We start from the raw sequence: 3,150 nt of genomic DNA, 5'->3' as shown, positions 1-3,150 counted from the left end.
TGAAAGCTTAGAAATGAGCATTCCATCGTTAAGATGGTGAATGTTGATTTCTAGTCTTTGATTAGATCGTTCTTTAAAAATTTGGGTATGTGATAGAAAGATAGACTGAACGTTACTTTCACTGGTAACGGATCAGGCTAAGGTAAAATTTGTGAGTTACTCGTAATTGAGTATTATCGAATTTTCGGCGAATGTTGTCTTCACAGTATAACCAGATTGCTTGGGGTTATATGGTCAAGTGAAGAAGCGCATACGGTGGATGCCTTGGCAGTCAGAGGCGATGAAAGACGTGGTAGCCTGCGAAAAGCTTCGGGGAGTCGGCAAACAGACTTTGATCCGGAGATGTCTGAATGGGGGAACCCAGCCATCATAAGATGGTTACCTTACACTGAATACATAGGTGTATGGAGCGAACCAGGGGAACTGAAACATCTAAGTACCCTGAGGAAAAGAAATCAACCGAGATTCCCTTAGTAGTGGCGAGCGAACGGGGACTAGCCCTTAAGTGGCTTTGAGATTAGCGGAACGCTCTGGAAAGTGCGGCCATAGTGGGTGATAGCCCTGTACGCGAAAATCTCTTAGTCATGAAATCGAGTAGGACGGAGCACGAGAAACTTTGTCTGAATATGGGGGGACCATCCTCCAAGGCTAAATACTACTGACTGACCGATAGTGAACTAGTACCGTGAGGGAAAGGCGAAAAGAACCCCGGAGAGGGGAGTGAAATAGATCCTGAAACCGTATGCGTACAAGCAGTGGGAGCCCACTTTGTTGGGTGACTGCGTACCTTTTGTATAATGGGTCAGCGACTTATTTTCAGTGGCGAGCTTAACCGAATAGGGGAGGCGTAGCGAAAGCGAGTCTTAATAGGGCGTCTAGTCGCTGGGAATAGACCCGAAACCGGGCGATCTATCCATGGGCAGGTTGAAGGTTGGGTAACACTAACTGGAGGACCGAACCGACTACCGTTGAAAAGTTAGCGGATGACCTGTGGATCGGAGTGAAAGGCTAATCAAGCTCGGAGATAGCTGGTTCTCCTCGAAAGCTATTTAGGTAGCGCCTCATGTATCACTGTAGGGGGTAGAGCACTGTTTCGGCTAGGGGGTCATCCCGACTTACCAAACCGATGCAAACTCCGAATACCTACAAGTGCCGAGCATGGGAGACACACGGCGGGTGCTAACGTCCGTCGTGAAAAGGGAAACAACCCAGACCGTCAGCTAAGGTCCCAAAGTTATGGTTAAGTGGGAAACGATGTGGGAAGGCTTAGACAGCTAGGAGGTTGGCTTAGAAGCAGCCACCCTTTAAAGAAAGCGTAATAGCTCACTAGTCGAGTCGGCCTGCGCGGAAGATGTAACGGGGCTCAAACCATACACCGAAGCTACGGGTATCACGTAAGTGATGCGGTAGAGGAGCGTTCTGTAAGCCTGTGAAGGTGAGTTGAGAAGCTTGCTGGAGGTATCAGAAGTGCGAATGCTGACATGAGTAACGACAATGGGTGTGAAAAACACCCACGCCGAAAGACCAAGGTTTCCTGCGCAACGTTAATCGACGCAGGGTTAGTCGGTCCCTAAGGCGAGGCTGAAAAGCGTAGTCGATGGAAAACAGGTTAATATTCCTGTACTTCTGGTTATTGCGATGGAGGGACGGAGAAGGCTAGGCCAGCTTGGCGTTGGTTGTCCAAGTTTAAGGTGGTAGGCTGGAATCTTAGGTAAATCCGGGATTCTAAGGCCGAGAGCTGATGACGAGTCATCTTTTAGATGACGAAGTGGTTGATGCCATGCTTCCAAGAAAAGCTTCTAAGCTTCAGGTAACCAGGAACCGTACCCCAAACCGACACAGGTGGTTGGGTAGAGAATACCAAGGCGCTTGAGAGAACTCGGGTGAAGGAACTAGGCAAAATGGCACCGTAACTTCGGGAGAAGGTGCGCCGGTGAGGGTGAAGGACTTGCTCCGTAAGCTCATGCCGGTCGAAGATACCAGGCCGCTGCGACTGTTTATTAAAAACACAGCACTCTGCAAACACGAAAGTGGACGTATAGGGTGTGACGCCTGCCCGGTGCCGGAAGGTTAATTGATGGGGTTAGCTAACGCGAAGCTCTTGATCGAAGCCCCGGTAAACGGCGGCCGTAACTATAACGGTCCTAAGGTAGCGAAATTCCTTGTCGGGTAAGTTCCGACCTGCACGAATGGCGTAACGATGGCGGCGCTGTCTCCACCCGAGACTCAGTGAAATTGAAATCGCTGTGAAGATGCAGTGTATCCGCGGCTAGACGGAAAGACCCCGTGAACCTTTACTATAGCTTTGCACTGGACTTTGAATTTGCTTGTGTAGGATAGGTGGGAGGCTTTGAAGCGTGGACGCCAGTTCGCGTGGAGCCAACCTTGAAATACCACCCTGGCAACTTTGAGGTTCTAACTCAGGTCCGTTATCCGGATCGAGGACAGTGTATGGTGGGTAGTTTGACTGGGGCGGTCTCCTCCTAAAGAGTAACGGAGGAGTACGAAGGTGCGCTCAGACCGGTCGGAAATCGGTCGTAGAGTATAAAGGCAAAAGCGCGCTTGACTGCGAGACAGACACGTCGAGCAGGTACGAAAGTAGGTCTTAGTGATCCGGTGGTTCTGTATGGAAGGGCCATCGCTCAACGGATAAAAGGTACTCCGGGGATAACAGGCTGATACCGCCCAAGAGTTCATATCGACGGCGGTGTTTGGCACCTCGATGTCGGCTCATCACATCCTGGGGCTGAAGCCGGTCCCAAGGGTATGGCTGTTCGCCATTTAAAGTGGTACGCGAGCTGGGTTTAGAACGTCGTGAGACAGTTCGGTCCCTATCTGCCGTGGACGTTTGAGATTTGAGAGGGGCTGCTCCTAGTACGAGAGGACCGGAGTGGACGAACCTCTGGTGTTCCGGTTGTCACGCCAGTGGCATTGCCGGGTAGCTATGTTCGGAATAGATAACCGCTGAAAGCATCTAAGCGGGAAACTAGCCTCAAGATGAGATCTCACTGGGACCTTGAGTCCCCTGAAGGGCCGTCGAAGACTACGACGTTGATAGGTTGGGTGTGTAAGCGCTGTGAGGCGTTGAGCTAACCAATACTAATTGCCCGTGAGGCTTGACCATATAACACCCAAGCAATTTGCATGCTC

General features: G+C 50.7%; 1 rRNA gene. It reads left to right on the top strand.

The features are described from left to right. Positions 1-232: 232 nt before the first annotated feature. A 23S ribosomal RNA gene (locus ACI77D_RS29165) occupies positions 233-3,124 on the top strand. Positions 3,125-3,150 lie beyond the last annotated feature (26 nt).

It is taken from the genome of Pseudomonas sp. O39, assembly GCF_045447295.1.
In the GTDB taxonomy this organism is placed as follows: domain Bacteria; phylum Pseudomonadota; class Gammaproteobacteria; order Pseudomonadales; family Pseudomonadaceae; genus Aquipseudomonas; species Aquipseudomonas antarctica_A.
The sequence above is the reverse complement of the archived record's forward strand: the minus strand, read 5'-3'. Positions and strand labels throughout refer to the sequence as shown.